This window comes from Leclercia sp. M-A074-M (assembly GCF_965195605.1).
Lineage (GTDB): Bacteria > Pseudomonadota > Gammaproteobacteria > Enterobacterales > Enterobacteriaceae > Enterobacter.
Genome location: NZ_CBDAHM010000001.1, coordinates 611,391 through 629,269 on the forward strand (window position 1 = coordinate 611,391; position 17,879 = coordinate 629,269).

Annotated in this window: 18 protein-coding genes; 2 read left to right on the forward strand and 16 right to left on the reverse strand. The window is 57.0% G+C overall.

Annotated features, from left to right (window positions below; genetic code table 11):
• Positions 1-33: 33 nt before the first annotated feature.
• From odhB to sdhC, 6 genes are all read right to left on the reverse strand, one after another.
• A complete protein-coding gene (odhB, locus tag ACOKCT_RS03040) occupies positions 34-1,260 on the reverse strand; it encodes a 2-oxoglutarate dehydrogenase complex dihydrolipoyllysine-residue succinyltransferase (protein WP_103178721.1) in 1,227 nt (408 codons plus the stop codon).
• Between the two features lie 14 nt (positions 1,261-1,274).
• The gene (gene sucA, locus ACOKCT_RS03045; RefSeq protein ID WP_103823558.1) at positions 1,275-4,082 is read right to left on the reverse strand and encodes a 2-oxoglutarate dehydrogenase E1 component; all 2,808 of its coding nucleotides are present in this window, start codon (positions 4,080-4,082) and stop codon (positions 1,275-1,277) included.
• A 238-nt stretch (positions 4,083-4,320) separates the two neighbouring features.
• Positions 4,321-5,037 (reverse strand): succinate dehydrogenase iron-sulfur subunit SdhB, encoded by a 717-nt coding sequence (gene sdhB, locus ACOKCT_RS03050; protein ID WP_103178719.1) that lies wholly within the window; start codon positions 5,035-5,037, stop codon positions 4,321-4,323.
• 15 nt (positions 5,038-5,052) lie between these two features.
• Positions 5,053-6,819: a succinate dehydrogenase flavoprotein subunit gene (gene sdhA / locus ACOKCT_RS03055; RefSeq protein WP_103178718.1), complete on the reverse strand. Its 1,767-nt coding sequence runs from the start codon at positions 6,817-6,819 to the stop codon at positions 5,053-5,055.
• Complete coding sequence (gene sdhD, locus ACOKCT_RS03060; RefSeq protein WP_103178717.1) at positions 6,819-7,166, reverse strand: succinate dehydrogenase membrane anchor subunit; 348 nt, start codon at positions 7,164-7,166, stop codon at positions 6,819-6,821. Before sdhD ends, sdhA begins: the two co-directional genes overlap by 1 nt.
• Positions 7,160-7,564 (reverse strand): succinate dehydrogenase cytochrome b556 subunit, encoded by a 405-nt coding sequence (gene sdhC, locus ACOKCT_RS03065; RefSeq protein ID WP_168192044.1) that lies wholly within the window; start codon positions 7,562-7,564, stop codon positions 7,160-7,162. Before sdhC ends, sdhD begins: the two co-directional genes overlap by 7 nt.
• A 327-nt stretch (positions 7,565-7,891) precedes the next feature.
• On the opposite strand from sdhC, the gene ACOKCT_RS03070 reads away from it, so the two are divergent.
• Together ACOKCT_RS03070 and ACOKCT_RS03075 are read left to right on the forward strand one after the other, a co-directional pair.
• Entirely contained in the window at positions 7,892-7,999 is a 108-nt protein-coding gene (locus ACOKCT_RS03070; RefSeq protein ID WP_418936630.1) for a hypothetical protein, read from the forward strand.
• 205 nt (positions 8,000-8,204) lie between these two features.
• The gene (locus tag ACOKCT_RS03075) at positions 8,205-9,491 is read left to right on the forward strand and encodes a citrate synthase (RefSeq protein WP_103178716.1); all 1,287 of its coding nucleotides are present in this window, start codon (positions 8,205-8,207) and stop codon (positions 9,489-9,491) included.
• An 81-nt stretch (positions 9,492-9,572) separates the two neighbouring features.
• Here ACOKCT_RS03075 and nei read toward each other — a convergent pair whose 3' ends face one another.
• The 10 genes from nei to ACOKCT_RS03125 form a co-directional block, all read right to left on the reverse strand.
• Positions 9,573-10,364 carry an endonuclease VIII gene (nei, locus tag ACOKCT_RS03080; RefSeq protein ID WP_159339275.1) on the reverse strand — a complete coding sequence of 264 codons (792 nt, stop codon included), beginning with the start codon at positions 10,362-10,364 and terminating at the stop codon, positions 9,573-9,575.
• Between the two features lie 12 nt (positions 10,365-10,376).
• Positions 10,377-11,021 carry a pyroglutamyl-peptidase I gene (pcp, locus tag ACOKCT_RS03085; RefSeq protein ID WP_114387648.1) on the reverse strand — a complete coding sequence of 215 codons (645 nt, stop codon included), beginning with the start codon at positions 11,019-11,021 and terminating at the stop codon, positions 10,377-10,379.
• Positions 11,022-11,030: 9 nt separating this feature from the next.
• Positions 11,031-12,026, reverse strand: coding sequence for a DUF979 domain-containing protein (locus ACOKCT_RS03090; protein ID WP_420193142.1), 996 nt, complete (start codon positions 12,024-12,026; stop codon positions 11,031-11,033).
• Complete coding sequence (locus ACOKCT_RS03095) at positions 12,023-12,733, reverse strand: DUF969 domain-containing protein (protein WP_103178712.1); 711 nt, start codon at positions 12,731-12,733, stop codon at positions 12,023-12,025. Before ACOKCT_RS03095 ends, ACOKCT_RS03090 begins: the two co-directional genes overlap by 4 nt.
• A 35-nt stretch (positions 12,734-12,768) precedes the next feature.
• Positions 12,769-13,503, reverse strand: coding sequence for a 5-oxoprolinase subunit PxpA (gene pxpA / locus ACOKCT_RS03100; RefSeq protein WP_103181048.1), 735 nt, complete (start codon positions 13,501-13,503; stop codon positions 12,769-12,771).
• Entirely contained in the window at positions 13,493-14,425 is a 933-nt protein-coding gene (gene pxpC / locus ACOKCT_RS03105; RefSeq protein ID WP_103178711.1) for a 5-oxoprolinase subunit PxpC, read from the reverse strand. Before pxpC ends, pxpA begins: the two co-directional genes overlap by 11 nt.
• Entirely contained in the window at positions 14,419-15,075 is a 657-nt protein-coding gene (gene pxpB / locus ACOKCT_RS03110; protein ID WP_103823566.1) for a 5-oxoprolinase subunit PxpB, read from the reverse strand. Before pxpB ends, pxpC begins: the two co-directional genes overlap by 7 nt.
• Before the next feature lie 14 nt (positions 15,076-15,089).
• Entirely contained in the window at positions 15,090-15,833 is a 744-nt protein-coding gene (locus ACOKCT_RS03115) for a type 2 GTP cyclohydrolase I (protein WP_103178709.1), read from the reverse strand.
• A gap of 9 nt (positions 15,834-15,842) precedes the next feature.
• Positions 15,843-17,255 carry a deoxyribodipyrimidine photo-lyase gene (phrB, locus tag ACOKCT_RS03120; RefSeq protein ID WP_180210001.1) on the reverse strand — a complete coding sequence of 471 codons (1,413 nt, stop codon included), beginning with the start codon at positions 17,253-17,255 and terminating at the stop codon, positions 15,843-15,845.
• A gap of 180 nt (positions 17,256-17,435) precedes the next feature.
• A complete protein-coding gene (locus tag ACOKCT_RS03125; RefSeq protein ID WP_103181047.1) occupies positions 17,436-17,642 on the reverse strand; it encodes a YbfA family protein in 207 nt (68 codons plus the stop codon).
• Positions 17,643-17,879: the final 237 nt, after the last annotated feature.

The following is a 17,879-nucleotide window of genomic DNA, read 5'->3' on the forward strand; positions in this document are numbered from 1 at the left end:
AGACCAGGTGCCGCCGGGCAGTACCGCGAAAAACTAGACGTCCAGCAGCAGACGGGTCGGATCTTCCAGCAGCTCTTTAATCGCCACCAGGAAGCCCACGGACTCGCGGCCATCGATCAGACGGTGATCGTAAGAGAGCGCCAGATACATCATTGGCAGGATCTCCACTTTACCGTCTACCGCCATCGGGCGGTCTTTAATGGCGTGCATGCCAAGGATCGCGCTCTGCGGTGGGTTGATGATCGGGGTAGACATCAGCGAACCGAATACGCCGCCGTTGGTAATGGTGAAGTTACCGCCAGTCAGGTCATCTACGGTCAGCTTGCCGTCACGGCCTTTCACTGCCAGCTCTTTAATTTTCTTCTCGATGTCAGCCATGCCCAGGGTATCCACATCACGCAGAACCGGGGTTACCAGGCCGCGCGGAGTAGAAACGGCCATGCTCACGTCGAAGTAGTTGTGATAAACCACATCATCGCCATCGATAGATGCGTTCACTTCCGGGTAGCGTTTCAGCGCTTCAACAACCGCTTTCACGTAGAAGGACATAAAGCCCAGACGGATACCGTGACGTTTTTCAAAGGCGTCACCGTACTGCTTACGCAGGTCCATGATTGGCTTCATGTTCACTTCGTTGAAGGTGGTCAGCATCGCGGTGGAGTTTTTCGCTTCCAGCAGACGCTCGGCCACGCGCTTACGCAGGCGGGTCATCGGCACGCGTTTTTCGCTGCGTGCGCCCAGAGCAGGCTGTGCTGCTGGTGCCGCTTCAGGCGCTTTGGCTTCTGCTTTCGCTTCAGACGGCGCTTTCGCCAGGTGTTTGTCAATATCTTCGCGGGTCAGGCGGCCACCAACGCCGGTGCCTTTAATGGCCGCCGGGTCGAGGCTGTGCTCAGCCAGCAGGCGACGGATCGCCGGGCTCAGCGCGTCGTTGCTCTGCTCTTCCAGAGAAGCCTGCTGGCGCTGGGCCGGCGTAGAGGCTTTCTCTTCAGACTTAGCGCTGGACTCTTTGCCCGCGCTGTTGCCTTCACGCAGGCGACCGAGGATCTGGCGAGAGGTTACCGTCGTACCTTCATCTTCCAGGACTGCATCCAGAATGCCATCCGCTGAAGCCGGTACTTCCAGTACCACTTTGTCAGTTTCGATTTCTACCAGCACTTCGTCGCGGGTTACCGCGTCGCCTGGTTTTTTGTGCCAGGTGGCGACGGTTGCATCTGCTACGGACTCAGGCAGGTCGGGAACAAGAATATCTACGCTACTCATTATGTATCCTTTAATTAATCGACGTTCAGCGCGTCATTGACCAGATCTTGTTGCTGCTTCTGGTGAACGGACATATACCCTACCGCCGGAGAGGCGGAGGCCGGGCGACCTGCATAACGCAGAGCAGACCCAAATGGAATCACTTCACGGAAATGATGCTGGCTGCAGTACCATGCGCCCTGGTTGAGCGGCTCTTCCTGGCACCAGACAAAATCATGTACGTGAGCGTACTGTTTCAGCACTTCCTGCATCGCCTGATGCGGGAACGGATAAAGCTGTTCGATACGCACGATGGCGACATCTTTCTGATCGTTCTTACGGCGCTGTTCCAGCAGGTCGTAATAAACCTTACCAGAACACATTACGACACGCTTAACGCCCTGCGGATCCAGTTCGTCAATTTCACCGATGGCCGGCAGGAAGGTGCCGTTTGCCAGCTCTTCCAGGCTGGAGACCGCCAGCGGGTGACGCAGCAGCGATTTCGGCGACATCACCACCAGCGGGCGGCGCATCCCGCGCAGCGCCTGACGACGCAGCATGTGATAAACCTGTGCCGGGGTAGACGGTACGCAAACCTGCATGTTCTGCTCGGCGCAGAGCTGCAGATAACGCTCCAGACGTGCGGAGGAGTGCTCCGGCCCCTGGCCTTCATAGCCGTGCGGCAGCAGCATCACCAGGCCACACATACGGCCCCACTTCTGCTCACCGGAAGAGATGAACTGGTCGATAACCACCTGCGCACCGTTGGCGAAGTCGCCGAACTGCGCTTCCCAGATGGTCAGGGTGCGTGGTTCTGCGGTGGCGTAACCGTATTCGAATGCCAGCACCGCTTCTTCAGAGAGCACGGAGTCCCAGACCTTAAACTGGCCCTGGCCGTTGTGCACGTGCTGCAGCGGGGTATAGGTTGAACCGTTGGTCTGGTTATGAATCACCGCATGACGGTGGAAGAAGGTGCCGCGGCCCGCATCTTCACCGGACAGACGGACCGGAATACCTTCATCAACCAGAGTGGCGTACGCCAGGTTCTCAGCTCCGCCCCAGTCAAAGAGCTTCTCGCCTGAGGCCATCGCCTGACGGTCAGCGTAGATCTTCTGCACACGGGACTGCATCTCGATCGCTTCAGGTACGGTGCTGATGCGTTTTGCCAGCTCCTGCAGACGCTTCATCTCTACCTTGTTCGGGTAGCTCTCATCCCACTCGTGGTTGAGGTATGGCGACCAGGTAAAGGAGTGCATGTTCATCGGACGCAACTCTTTCACCACGCATTCGCCGGCATCCAGCGCGTCGCGGTAGAGGTTGACCATCTCGGTGGCATCTTCCAGGGTGACAACCTTCTCCGCTTCCAGCTTGTCAGCATAGATTTTACGCGGGGTCGGATGTTTTTTGATTTTCTGGTACATCAGCGGCTGGGTTGCACTCGGCTCGTCCGCTTCGTTATGACCATGACGGCGATAGCAGAACAGGTCGATGAACACATCGCGCTTAAAGGTGTTACGGAAATCCAGCGCCAGGCGGGTCACGAACGCGACCGCTTCCGGGTCATCCGCGTTAACGTGGAAAATTGGCGCCTGAACCATCTTACCGATGTCGGTGCAGTATGGGGTGGAACGTGCGTCCAGCGGGTTAGAGGTGGTGAAGCCCACCTGGTTGTTGATGACGATGCGAACGGTACCGCCCACTTCGTAACCCCGCGCTTTCGACATGTTCAGGGTCTCCTGAACCACGCCCTGCCCGGTAACTGCCGCATCGCCGTGGATGGTGATTGGCAGAACTTTGTTGCTGCTTGGCTCGTCCAGACGATCCAGACGGGCGCGCACGGAGCCAATAACCACCGGGCTTACGATCTCAAGGTGCGACGGGTTAAACGCCAGCGCCATGTGAACCAGGCCGCCCTGGGTTTCGATATCCGATGAGAAGCCCATGTGGTACTTCACGTCACCGGTACCGAGGTGTTCTTTATGTTTGCCCGCGAATTCGTCGAACAGATCCTGCGGCTTTTTACCCAGCACGTTGATCAGCACGTTCAGACGACCACGGTGCGCCATGCCCAGTACCACTTCGCGGGTACCGCTGTTGCCCGCGTGGCGGATCAGCTCTTTCAGCATCGGCACCAGCGCATCGCCGCCTTCCAGCGAGAAGCGTTTTGCGCCCGGGAATTTCGCACCGAGATAACGCTCCAGCCCTTCGGCTGCGGTCAGTTCGTTCAGGAAACGCTTTTTCTCGTCGGCATTGAAGGTGGATTTACCGGCAACAGATTCGATACGCTGCTGGATCCAGCGTTTCTCTTCGGTAGAGGTGATGTGCATATACTCTGCGCCGATGGAGCCGCAGTAGGTCTGCTTCAGCGCTTCCAGCAGATCGCCCAGCTTCATCGTGTCTTTGCCGATAGCGAAAGAGCCAACGTTGAAGGTTTCCTGGAAATCCGCTTCGGTCAGGTCGTGATATGCCGGATCTAAATCAGCCACGCGCTCCTGCTTCCACAGTCCCAGCGGATCCAGATTTGCGTGCTGGTGGCCGCGGAAGCGGTAGGCGTTAATCAGCTGCAGGACTTTAACCTGCTTCGCATTGGTGTCAGGGTCGGAGATAGCGGAAGAGTAACGTGAGGCATCCTTCGCCAGACGACGGAAATAATCACGTGTTTTGGAATGAAATTGATCCGGTTTGACACCCGTTCCAGGTAACTCCTGGAACATGGAACGCCAGTTAGCGTCCACTGAGTCAGGGTCGGTTAAGAAGTCTTCATAGAGCTGTTCAATCCAGCTTTGGTTTGCACCAGAGAGGAATGAAGAGTCCAGCCAGGCTTTCATTGCGCCGTTCTGCATCGTGATCCCTTAAGCATTTTTATGCTTACTTTCGCCGTAGAAACTACCACGCACACTACGTGTACGTGCCGGGGTTCACCTGCGAGCTCTTTTCATTTGGCCCGCGAAGGAACCTTTAGAAACTGTCTAGACTTCAGGGCAGTTTTTAAAGGTTTCTGCAAATTGCCCGGTGGCGCTACGCTGACCGGGCCTACAAAATCGTAGGCCGGATAAGCGCAGCGCCATCCGGCGTTGTTACTTACGCACTGCGCTGCAACAACATCGACTTAATGTGGCCGATGGCACGCGTCGGGTTCAGCCCCTTAGGACATACACTGACGCAGTTCATGATGCTGTGGCAGCGGAATACGCTGAAAGCATCACTCAGCCCTTCCAGGCGGTTGTCGGTTTCGGTATCGCGGCTGTCAATCAGGAAGCGGTACGCTGCCAGCAGGCCAGCCGGGCCGATAAACTTGTCCGGGTTCCACCAGAACGACGGGCAAGAGGTCGAACAACATGCACAGAGGATACACTCATACAGGCCATCGAGTTTTTCACGCTGCTCTGGCGACTGTAAATGCTCGCGAGCGGGTGGATTTTGCCCATTATTCAACAAGTAAGGCTTAATCTTCTCATATTGTGCATAGAATTGCCCCATGTCCACCACCAAATCACGCACCACCGGCAGACCCGGCAGAGGGCGGATGACAATCTTCTGTCCCGGACGGTTAAGCGCCGAGATAGGCGTGATACAGGCCAGACCGTTTTTGCCATTCATGTTCAGACCGTCGGAGCCACACACCCCTTCACGGCAGGAACGACGAAACGACAGTGTCGGATCCTTTTCTTTCAGCTGCATTAAGGCGTCCAGCAGCATCATGTCACGGCCTTCTTCCGCTTCCAGGGTGTAATCCTGCATACGCGGAGCGTCATCAACATCAGGGTTATAACGATAAACTGAAAATTCGAGTTTCATTGTCCTGTCTCCGCATTAGTAAGTACGAATCTTCGGCGGGAACGCCGGACGCAGTTTCGGTTCCATATTGACGCTGCGTCGCGTCATGGATTCCGTCTCTGGCAGATACAGGGAGTGGCACAGCCAGTTTTCATCATCACGATCCGGGAAGTCGAAGCGGCTATGGGCGCCACGGCTTTCGGTACGGAAGTTTGCAGAGACCGCCGTTGCGTATGCGGTTTCCATCAGGTTATCCAGCTCCAGACATTCAACGCGCTGGGTGTTGAACTCGCTGGAGGTGTCGTCCAGACGGGCATTTTTCAGACGCTCGCGGATCGCTTTCAGCTGCTCAAGACCTTTGGCCATCGCGTCACCTTCACGGAATACCGAGAAGTTGTGCTGCATGCACTCCTGCAGCGCTTTACGGATTTCCACCGGATCTTCGCCGTTACGGTTGCCGTTCCAGCGGTTGAGACGTTCCAGAGAGGCTTCAATATTCGCTTCGGTGGCATCACGCAGTGGCCCCTGCTCGGCAATGGACTCCTGCAGATGCAGACCGACCGCACGACCAAACACCACCAGGTCGAGCAGAGAGTTGCCGCCCAGACGGTTGGCGCCGTGTACGGATACGCAGGCAATTTCGCCTACCGCAAACAGGCCCGGGATCACCACATCTTCGCCCTGCTCGTTCACGGTCAGCGCCTGGCCGGTCACTTTGGTCGGAATACCGCCCATCATGTAGTGACAGGTTGGGATAACCGGGATCGGCTCTTTAACCGGGTCGACGTGAGCGAAGGTACGGGAGAGTTCCAGGATGCCCGGCAGACGGGATTCCAGAACCTCTTTACCCAGATGATCCAATTTCAGCTTCGCGTGCGGGCCCCACGGACCGTCGCAGCCGCGGCCTTCACGGATTTCGATCATGATGGAACGCGCCACCACGTCACGACCCGCCAGGTCTTTCGCATTCGGGGCATAACGCTCCATGAAGCGCTCGCCATGTTTGTTCAGCAGGTAGCCGCCTTCACCGCGGCAGCCTTCTGTTACCAGCACGCCCGCACCGGCGATACCGGTTGGGTGGAACTGCCACATCTCCATATCCTGCACCGGTACGCCAGCGCGGATAGCCATACCGACGCCGTCACCGGTGTTGATATGGGCGTTCGTAGTGGACTGATAAATACGGCCTGCGCCGCCGGTCGCCAGCACGGTGGCACGGGCTTTGAAGTAGACTACTTCACCGGTTTCAATGCACAGGGCGGTACAACCGACGATGGCGCCATCTTCGTTTTTCACCAGATCCAGCGCATACCACTCGGAGAAGATGGTGGTTTTGTTCTTCAGGTTCTGCTGGTACAGCGTGTGCAACAAGGCGTGACCGGTACGGTCCGCAGCCGCCGCTGTACGTGCCGCCTGCTCGCCGCCGAAGTTCTTCGACTGGCCGCCAAACGGACGTTGATAGATGGTGCCGTTCTCCAGGCGGGAGAACGGCAGCCCCATGTGGTCAAGCTCCAGAATCGCTTCCGGGCCGGTTTTACACATATATTCAATGGCGTCCTGGTCACCGATATAGTCGGAGCCTTTCACCGTGTCGTACATATGCCATTCCCAGTTATCATCATGGGTATTACCGAGCGCAACGGTGATGCCACCCTGCGCAGATACGGTATGGGAACGGGTCGGGAACACTTTAGAGAGCAGCGCACAGGTCTGGCCGCTCTGGGAAATTTGCAGCGCCGCGCGCATACCTGCGCCGCCAGCGCCAATCACTACAGCGTCAAATTCTCTGACTGGAAGTTTCATCACACACCCCACACCACAACAAATCCATAAATAACGTAAACCACCAGTGCAACGACAATAGCCAGCTGCAACGCGAGACGAATCGCCATTGATTTAACGTAGTCGGTCAGTACCTGCCACATGCCAATCCACGCGTGGATCAGAATGGAGAAGAGCGCCAGCAGGGTAAACACTTTGGTAAAGGCAGACCCGAAGAAGCCAGTCCAGATTTCCCAGGTCAGATCGCCGCTGGTGGCAAAGAAACCGATCATGTAGATGATGTAGAGGGTGAGAACGATAGCGGTAGCACGGACCAGAATGAAGTCATGTACGCCGTTGCGTCCTAATGCGGAGGCGTTGCTTACCATACGAGAACTCCTGCGAGAAGTGAAAGCACGACAGTGATAACAAAGGAGATGTTAGCGGTACGTTTGCCGGTTTCGAAGGTCTCTTCCAGATAGCCGACATCCATCAGCATATGGCGGATGCCGCCAACAACGTGATAGGCCAGCGCGGTGAGGATGCCCCACATGATAAATTTCACAAAGAAACCGTTCATGATGTCGGCGGCCTGCTGGAATCCTTCCGGAGACGAGAGGCTGGTACCCAGTAACCATAACAGGATACCCACCGCGACAAACGTGATCACACCGGATACACGATGAAGGATGGACGCTATTGCCGTTACGGGGAATCGGATCGTTTTGAGATCCAGATTGACAGGTCTTTGTTTTTTCACATTTCTTATCATGAATAACGCCCACATGCTGTTCTTATAGTTTCCTTCCTCCGGACTGCGATGCGGGTCAGACAGCGTGCCTTTTATATAACTGTGCGTCATGCAAAACATTGCTTCCAGATGCTCAAATGACACGTTACAACGCTGGTTGGCTCGGGATTGCAGGGTTTTCCGGAGACCTGGCGGCAGTATAGGCCGTTCACAAAATCATTACAATTAACCTACATACAGTTTGTCGGGTTTTCTCTGGAACAGTGATCAGGGTCACGATAACAACATCTTTTTAATTTTTAATCATCTGATTTGACAAATGTTAAACATTATTGTTACAAACATCACCAGAAAAGGCATATAATGCGCAAAAGTTATGAGGTCTCTCTTTCACCTGAGAATAAGTTATGTAACAGTGTGATGGTATTGACCGAAGTTATCAGGACAGTTATTAGTGATATACAGGTTTGAATAATTCGGACTGAACAAACACTGATTTGCTGTTATTTCTCTGGTTTCTCATTTGTTTACCTGCTAGCGCCATTGCTCTGTACCCTGGTTTCTCCTCGTGAGCTGAGCGGCGAGCCAAATAACAAACTGGTAACAATGATAAATCAGCTGAATGCAAATCCGGTTATGGGCAGTCTTAAGCAATAAGGCGCTAAGGAGACCGTAAATGGCTGATACTAAGGCAAAAATCACCCTAAATGGTGACGCTGCTATTGAACTGGATGTGCTAAAAGGCACGCTCGGTCAGGATGTTATTGATATCCGTAGTCTTGGTTCTAAAGGTATGTTTACCTTTGACCCTGGTTTTACCTCCACCGCATCTTGCGAGTCCAAAATCACCTACATCGACGGTGACGAAGGTATTCTGTTGCACCGCGGTTTCCCCATCGACCAGTTAGCGACTGACTCCAACTACCTGGAAGTGTGCTACATCCTGCTGAACGGCGAAAAGCCGACGCAGGAACAGTACGATGAGTTCAAAACCACCGTCACTCGTCACACGATGATCCATGAGCAGATTACCCGTCTGTTCCACGCCTTCCGCCGCGATTCACACCCAATGGCGGTAATGTGCGGGATCACCGGTGCACTGGCCGCGTTCTACCATGACTCCCTGGATGTGAATAACCAGCGTCACCGCGATATCGCCGCGTTCCGTCTGCTGTCCAAAATGCCAACCATGGCAGCGATGTGTTACAAATACTCCATCGGACAGCCGTTTGTTTATCCGCGCAACGACCTCTCTTACGCCGGTAACTTCCTGCGTATGATGTTCGCCACGCCGTGCGAAGAGTACGAAGTGAACCCGGTTCTGGAACGCGCAATGGATCGTATCCTGATCCTGCATGCTGACCACGAGCAGAACGCCTCTACCTCTACCGTCCGTACCGCTGGTTCTTCAGGCGCGAACCCGTTCGCCTGTATCGCAGCAGGTATCGCCTCCCTGTGGGGACCGGCACACGGCGGCGCGAACGAAGCGGCACTGAAGATGCTGGAAGAGATCAGCTCCGTTGAGCACATTCCTGAATTCGTCCGTCGTGCGAAGGATAAGAACGACTCCTTCCGTCTGATGGGCTTCGGTCACCGTGTTTACAAAAACTATGACCCGCGCGCAACCGTGATGCGTGAAACTTGCCACGAAGTGCTGAAAGAGCTGGGCACCAAAGATGACCTGCTGCAGGTGGCGATGGAGCTGGAACACATCGCGCTGAACGACCCGTACTTCATCGAGAAGAAACTCTACCCGAACGTCGATTTCTACTCCGGTATCATCCTGAAAGCGATGGGCATTCCATCTTCCATGTTTACCGTTATCTTCGCGATGGCGCGTACCGTGGGCTGGATTGCACACTGGAACGAAATGCACACCGAAGGGATGAAAATTGCCCGTCCTCGTCAGCTGTACACCGGCTACGAGCAGCGTAATTTCGAGTCTGACGTGACTAAACGCTAAAAGCGATGCCCGGCGGCGCTACGCTTGCCGGGCCTGTAAAAACGAACTAAGCCGGGTATGCGCAAGCGCCACCCGGCTTTTTTACATCTGGCACTCAGGACACCAGTAAAACGGTCTGGAAGAGAGCGTCGTTTTCTCAATCACCCCGCCGCACCGCTCGCACTTTTTCCCCGCCCGATGAAACACCTTAAAGCGGAATAATGCCCCATGATGCTTCTTGTCATTCACCACTCCGCGGGTGTTATACGACAGACGAGGGATCGCCAGTAGCGCATGCGCCAGCGCGTCGAGCTGTTCTTCGGTGAGCTGTGACGCTTTATGCTGCGGCGCCAGCCCCACCTCCCACAGAATTTCCACCCGCAGATAGTTGCCCAGACCAGCGAGAAACGCCTGGTCCAGCAGCAGCCCGGAAAACTGCCGGTTGCGGAATTTTGCCGACAACAGCCGCGCTTTCACCTCCTCTGCCGTCAGGCGTAAATCGAGCACATCCGGCCCCACCCGCTGCAGGAAGGGATGGGTAGTGAGTTGCTCCGGCAAGAGCATCTCAATATCCGAGGCGCTGTAGAGCAGAATGGTTTTATCCGCGGTCTGTAACTTAACGCGCAGGACCCGCGTGGTCTGCGGCTCCTGGCCGGTCTCAACCACCCGCCAGACGCCATACAGCTGGTTATGGCTGTAGAGCGTCAGCTGGTTAGAAAAGTGAGTGAGCAGCGCTTTACCGCGCGTCTCCAGATGCGTGACCGTCTCGCCGATAAGCCGGGATTCAAACGGTTTTAACTGAGGGAAAGCAAACCACACGTCGGTGAGCGGTTTGCCTTTTATCGCCGCCTCCAGGCTATCCGCCGCGCGGCGGATCTCTGGTCCTTCTGGCATGATGACTCCTTGTTAGTGCGTTGCGCCGCCCACCACTTTAATATCCGCCTCCTGGCGCAGCGCCACCGTAATGGCGATCTCCAGCGCCTGCTTCACGGTTTGCGTCGCCATGCTCGGGGCGCCAGGGTGCGCCGCCGCCTGCTCGGGCAGGTAAGGAATATGGATAAAACCGCCCTTCACCTCCGGGCGGTCGGCCAGCTTGTGCAGCACGCCATACATCACGTGGTTGCAGACGAATGTTCCCGCTGTCTGCGAAACCGAAGCAGGAATACCTGATTCACGCAGCGCCGCCACCATCGCTTTAATGGGCAGCGTGCTGAACCAGGCCGCCGGGCCGCCCTCAACGATAGCCACATCCACCGGCTGTCGGCCATGGTTATCCGGGATACGGGCATCATCAACGTTGATCGCTACCCGCTCAACGGTGACATCCACCCGGCCCCCGGCCTGCCCTACCGCCAGTACAACGGAGGGCTGTAGCGCGTCAATGGCCGCGTTCAGCACCGATAACGACTCGCCAAACACGCAGGGCAACTGCCGCGCCACCACGCGGCAGTCGTCAATAATTGCGCCATCAAGCTGCTTTACCACCTCCCATGAGGGGTTAACGGTTTCGCCGCCAAACGGCTCAAAGCCGGTGATCAATACGGTTCGCATCATTTCTCCTTACAGGAACATCAGGAAGTAGAGCAGGAAGACGTTAGCGATCAGCAGCAATACCCCGGTGGGGACCTGCGCCTTAATGACCGCGTTTTTATCGGGTAACTCCAGCAGCGCGGCGGGCACAATATTGAAGTTGGCCGCCATCGGCGTCATCAGGGTGCCACAGTAGCCGGAGAACATGCCAATCGCCGCCATCACCGCCGGGTTGCCGCCGTGTTGCAGCACCAGAATGGGAATACCGATCCCGGCGGTGACAATCGGAAACGCGGCGAAGGCGTTACCCATTACCATGGTCAGCAGCGCCATGCCCACGGCGTAGACCGCCACCGCAATAAACCGGCTGTCGACCGCCAGGTACGTCTGGGTGAGATAGGAAATGCCTTCCCCGACGCCGGCGGCGGTAAACAGCAGGCCAAGGGTCGCCAGGATCTGCGGCAGAATAAAGGCCCAGCCGATGGAGTCGAGCAGACGGCGCGCCTCCTGCAAAGGCTGATGCACTTTCTCATGGGTCATTTTAACCGCCATCGCCAGGCCAATCAGCGAGCCGACGGTCATGGAGAAGAGCGTCACCAGGGTCGAGTGGTTACCCGGCCCGAACAGCATCTCCTGCAGGCCCGGGATATGGTTGAACATCAGCACGCCCACCACCGTCACCACCGGAATGGCCAGCGCTGGTAAAAAGAGGCGATTGCCCAGACGCTTCGCGCTGCTCTCACGCTCTTCTGGCGTGCGCTGGTGATAGCTCCCCAGGCGCACCCCGCCGAAACCGGCGATCAGTGCCAGCAGCACGACTGCCACACCCACTGCGATATGGACGGTGCGCTTGTCGCCCACCAGATCGTAGGTCCAGTTCCCCAGCAGGAACAGCAGGCCGTAAATGCCCCAGAACAGACCGGTGGTCATACGTCGCGGGTTGGCTTTATCGCGAAACGACATCAGCGCCACGATGAGCAGGATCAGCCCTGCCAGCCAGTAGAGATAGCTTTGCTGGAAATTCATTTTACCTCTCCCTGCACTTTGGCCAGCTCGCGCTCCAGATGCTTATCCAGGCGGTAGAGGCGGGTCGCGTGGATCGCAAAGGCGCAGAGCGCGGTCGGGATCCCCCAGAGGGCAATATGCAGCGGCTCCGTCTGGATCCCACCGGATTCCAGCATAAAGTTATGCATAAAGATGATGGCGCCAAAGGCGACAAAGATATCTTCGCCAAAGAAGAGCCCGACGTTATCGGTGGCTGCCGACATCGCCCGCAGTCGATAGCGCACCGCCCCCGGCAGCTCGCCATACTTTTTCTCCGCCGCCCCTTCCGCCATCGGCGCCAGCAGCGGGCGCACCATCTGCGGGTGTCCGCCAAGGCTGGTCAGCCCCATTGCCGCCGACGTTTCACGGACGAAGAGATAGACGATCAAAAGCCGCCCGGCGGTGGCGCTGTGGATCTTCGCGATCCACGCCTGGGCCCGCTCTTTCAGGCCGTGGCGCTCCAGAAGACCAATAACCGCCAGCGGGATCAGCAGGATATAAGGCAGGTTACGGGTATTGAGGAACCCTTCGCCCAGTTTTTCGAGAATGGTGGCGATGGGCATTTGCGCCGCCAGGCCGGTGACGATCCCGGCGACAATGACCACCAGCACCGGGTTAAAGCGTAAGAGAAACCCGACCACAATCACCGCGATACCGATGAGTGGCCAGAGGGATAGCGTCTCTGCCATGACCTTTTTCCTGTCGTTGTGTTTGCAAGTGTGCGTTATGCACTGATTTTTATATTATTTTCTTCAAATTCTCTGCGCAGACGACGGGCAAAGGCCAGCGCATGCTCGCCGTCACCGTGGATACACACCGTCTGCGCATGCACGGCTGCCCATTCACCGGTAATACTCTTCACCCGTCCGCGCTGGATCATCTCCAGGGTTTGCGCCAGGGCCTGATCTTCATCGGCGATCAGCGCCCCGGCCTGGGTACGCGGCACCAGGCTGCCATCGGCCTGATATCCACGATCGGCAAACACCTCTTCCCGGGTGATCAGGCCATAGCGCGTTCCCGCGCGGATCAACTCGCTCCCCGCCAGCCCGACCAGGATCAGATCCGGGTCAACGGTCGAAACGGCGCGGGCGATCGCATCCGCCAGGTCGCGATCTTTTGCCGCCTGGTTATAGAGCATGCCGTGCGGTTTTACGTGACGCAGCTGCCCGCCTTCGGCGCGAACGATCGCCGCCAGGGCACCAATCTGGTAGAGCATCTGGGCGTAGACTGTCTCCGGCGGCAGGGTCATGGCCGTGCGGCCAAAGTTTTCCCGGTCCGGGAAGCTGGGGTGCGCCCCGATGGCCACCCCATTTTTTAGCGCTTCGCGCACGCAGGCCAGCATGGTTTCGGCATCGCCGGCATGGAATCCGCAGGCGATATTGGCTGACGACACCAGCTTTAACAGTGCGGCATCGCTGCCGCACCCTTCACCTAAATCTGCATTTAAATCAACCGCGATCATGTAACCTCCACGCCAGCTGTTCGATGTACTGCTTCTGGATGCGCCGCGCCTCCAGCGCCTCTTCCAGCGTACAGGGGACAAAGTGAATAGGTTGTCCGAGCGGGGCCTGCGCCAGATGGTACATATCGGCCTCGATGATGCAGGCGATCCGCGGGTACCCCCCGGTGGTCTGGGCATCGTTCATCAGAATGATAGGCTGTCCGTTATGCGGCACCTGAATCACGCCCGGGAGCAGCCCGTGCGACAGCATCTCCCGATCGGTGGTGCGCGCCAGCTTTTGCCCCTGCAGGCGGTAGCCCATACGGTTACTCTGTGGGCTGAGCTGCCAGGGCAGACGCCAGAGCGCATCCTGGGAGGCCTGATCGAACTCATGGTATTCCGGTCCCGGCAAGGCCCGCACGCGGTTACTCCAAAGGAGCTGTTTCACGCCCTGGGCTTCACGGAATTCACGCCCACCGGCCCGAACCTGCAGGCGATCGCCATCTTTCAGCAGCCGCCCTTCGTGACCGCCCAGCCCCACCTTCAGGTCGGTGCTGAGGGAGTTCATGACCTGCGGCACGTCGATTCCGCCCGCAATGGCCAGATAGCTGCGCATGCCCCGGCGGGGACGATTAAGGGTGAGCTGTTGCCCGGCTTTCACCGGCAGGCGCCAGCCGGTCCAGACCGCGGCCCCGTCAAGCCGGGCATCACAGCCCGCACCGGTCAGGGCAAACCAGCCATCCTGTTCAAATTCGAAGATAGATTGCCCCAGGGTGATCTCCAGCGCGGCATCATCCGGGTCATTGCCCACCAGCAGATTACCAATCTGCAGTGCCGGTTTATCCAGCGCGCCGCAGTAGCTGATTCCTGACTGGCGAAACCCGATACGTCCGCCATCCTGCACCGAAGTATGAAGACCCGCACGAATGATTTTTAACATACCCCCTCCTTCTGCGGGATAAACCGCACGGTGTCGCCCGGTCGCAGCAGCACCGGCTCGTCACGAGCGGGATCGAACAGCGGCAGAGAGGTGTGCCCAATCAGCTGCCAGCCTCCGGGTGTGGCTAAGGGATAAATACCGGTCTGCGACCCGCCAATCCCCACCGAGCCCGCCGGCACCTGCAACCGGGGTTCAGCGCGACGCGGCGTAGCCAGTTGCTCAGGCAGCCCGCCCAGATACGGAAAGCCCGGCTGAAAGCCCAAAAACCAGACCACATAATCCGCGGAGGAATGGAGCTCCACGACCTGTTTCTCGGTCAGCCCCGCGTGTCGCGCCACCTCGCCCAGATCGGGGCCCGCAGCAGTACCATACACCACGGGGATCTCGATAGCGCGGGAATCGGGTTCCAGCGCTTCGCTCTCTTCCCACCAGCGCTGCAGACGTTCTATGGCATCCAGCGCCACCGAGTGGGGATTGCGCAGCACCACGGTAATGTTATTCATCCCCGGAATGGCTTCCACCACTTCAGGGATTTCACCCAGTCGCTGGGTCAAGCGCCAGATCCGTTTTTGCGTCGCCAGGGTCACCGGCGGCTCCAGTTCCAGTACGACGGCGGTTTCGCCTAGCAGATAACAACGTGCTCGCTGCACTTAGATACCTCTCATCAGGCTGGATTAGGAATATCGACAAAGGTGACATCCAGGTCGGTGTTTTCTGTCAGCCATTCGCTGAGCGCGCGAATGCCGCCGCGTTCCGTGGCATGGTGACCTGCCGCATAAAAATGCAGCCCCTGCTCGCGGGCGGAGTGAATGGTTTGCTCAGAGACTTCGCCGGTGATAAACGCATCGACGCCAAAACGCGCCGCGCTGTCAATAAAGCTCTGTCCGCCGCCGGTACACCAGGCGACGCGTTTTACCTCATCCGGCCCGGTATCGCCGCTCCACAGCGGACGACGCCCCAGCCGCGCTTCGATCCACGAGGCCAGCTCCAGCCCCGGCACCGGCATGGAGAGTTCCCCCCACGGCACCAGCGGCTCGATTTCGCCCATGATGTTAATGCCGAGCAGCGCCGCCAGCTGGGCGTTGTTTCCCAGCTCCGGGTGCGCATCCAGCGGCAGGTGCCAGCCATAGAGGTTGATGTCGTTCTCCAGCAAGGTCTTCAGGCGGTTGCGCTTCATGCCGCGGATAACCGGAGATTCCCCCTTCCAGAAATAGCCGTGATGAACGATAACGGCATCGGCCTGCTGGCGAACCGCTTCATCCAGCAGCGCCTGGCTTGCCGTCACACCGGTAACAATCTTCTGAATAGTTTCGCGCCCTTCCACCTGCAGGCCATTCGGTGCGTAGTCGCTGAAGCTGGCGCTGTTCAGTTTGTCGTTAATCAGTCGTTCCAGTTCACTGTTTTTCATTATGACTCCCTATGCTTTACGGGCGGCTTCATACGCGGCCAGCGTGGCAACGCGCGCCTGTTTATGGTCGACAACCGGGCGGGGATACGCGAGGGTGACGCCCTGCTTGTCCGCCCAGATCCAGGGATCGTGGATGGCCTTGTCCGGCACGGTGGCCAGCTCCGGCAGCCAGCGGCGGATAAACACGCCGTCGGAATCAAACTTCTGTCCCTGGGTTGTCGGGTTAAAAATACGAAAATAAGGGGCGGCGTCGGTTCCGGTTGATGCCGCCCACTGCCAGCCGCCGTTATTGGCGGCCAGGTCGCCATCGATCAGCTGTGAAATAAAGTAACGTTCCCCGGCACGCCAGTCGATAAGCAGATCCTTTACCAGAAAGCTGGCGGTGATCATCCGCAGGCGATTGTGCATCCAGCCGGTTTCATTCAGCTGACGCATGGCTGCATCGACAATCGGATAGCCGGTTTGTCCCTCTTGCCAGGCTTTCAGCTGCACATCGTCAGACTGCCATTCGACGTTATCAGTCCAGCGGATGAATGGCCGATATTTACATAAATCAGGGTGATACGTCATCAGATGACGATAAAACTCGCGCCAGATAAGCTCGTTAAGCCATACCGCTCCCGGCCCCCCCTCCAGCGCCTCAGGTTGTTCTGCCAGCAAGCGGTGCAAGCACTGGCGAGGAGACAGCACCCCCAGCGCCAGGCAGGCGGAGAGACGGCTGGTCCCTTCGATAGCCGGAAAATCACGCTGCGCCTCATACTCCCCTGCCCCCTGTTGACAGAACTGACGCAGCCGGGCAATCGCCTCTCTCTCGCTCGCTGGAAAGAGGTCAGTATCGAATGGCTGTTGCGGATAATCGAAATCCAGCGCCGCCGGGGTCACCTTTTCGCCCTCGCGGACGGCAGGAGCCGCCGCACACTCAGGCAGCCCCTCTTTCAGCCGCCGCAGCCAGGCGTTTTTAAACGGCGTAAAGACCTTGTACATCTCATGACTGCCGGTCATGACGCTGCCCGGCGGCAGGATCACGCTGTCATCAAAACCCTGACAGATCACCTCCTGCAACGCGCGCTCCAGCTGACGATCGCGCTGCTGCTCGTTCAGTTCGTACTGGTAGTTATAAAAGAGATGGGTGACCTCATGCTCTGCGCAAAGCTGCGCCACTTTTTCGCCCTGGGCGGCGAAATCAGCCACCTGCGCGTAGAGCAGCGGAATGTTTCTGTCGGCCAGCTGCTGTTGCAGATCGTTGAGATGAGCATGAAGAAAGGCGGCCTGGCGAGGCGCCATGGCGTGCTCACGCCACTGCTGCGGCGTGGCGATGAAAAGCGCCAGGACGCGGGCATGTTTGTCGCGGCAGGCGGCGGCAAGCGCAAGGTTATCGTGGATGCGCAGATCGGCGCGAAACCAGACCAGATGGGTGGCCATAACACTCCAGTATTATCGTCTGTAACATCTACAAGTCACCGAGGATACTTTGCTTTAACAAGTGTAGCCATACTGAAATAAAAAAGGCCGCCCAACGGACCGCGAATCCCGGGGGATAAAAAAACCGCCACATTGCTGTGGCGGTTTTTTTGTTACTGCAATTGCTGTGTGTAGTCTTTCTTAATAAAAATCACAAATGGCTTTTTCAGCCTGATCCATCCACACCGGCTTATCGCTGGTCTTCGCCCATACGCGATGCAGATAGCTGTAAAAACGTGCACGATCTTTCCAGAACAGCATAACTGGTAACGCCAGAACACCCGCTAACACAGCGAAAGTGCGGCGAATAAAAACGATATGTGCCGGATACGCTTTGTAAAATTCCATCATTTTCTCCCCTCTTTCTGGCCGGAAATCTGCTCCGGAAAAGTAAAACTGATTATCTGCTGAAAATAGTAACGCTTTGGCTGTAATTTTACTACTCATCCGACCACTTTTTTGTCCTCTAAAAGGGATCTTTACACTTCATCCCGTAATTTAGTTACATAAAAGTTAAATTAATACTAACCATTAGTTAAATTATGGTCTTAGCCATTTTTATACTTTTTTTACACCTCCCCGTCT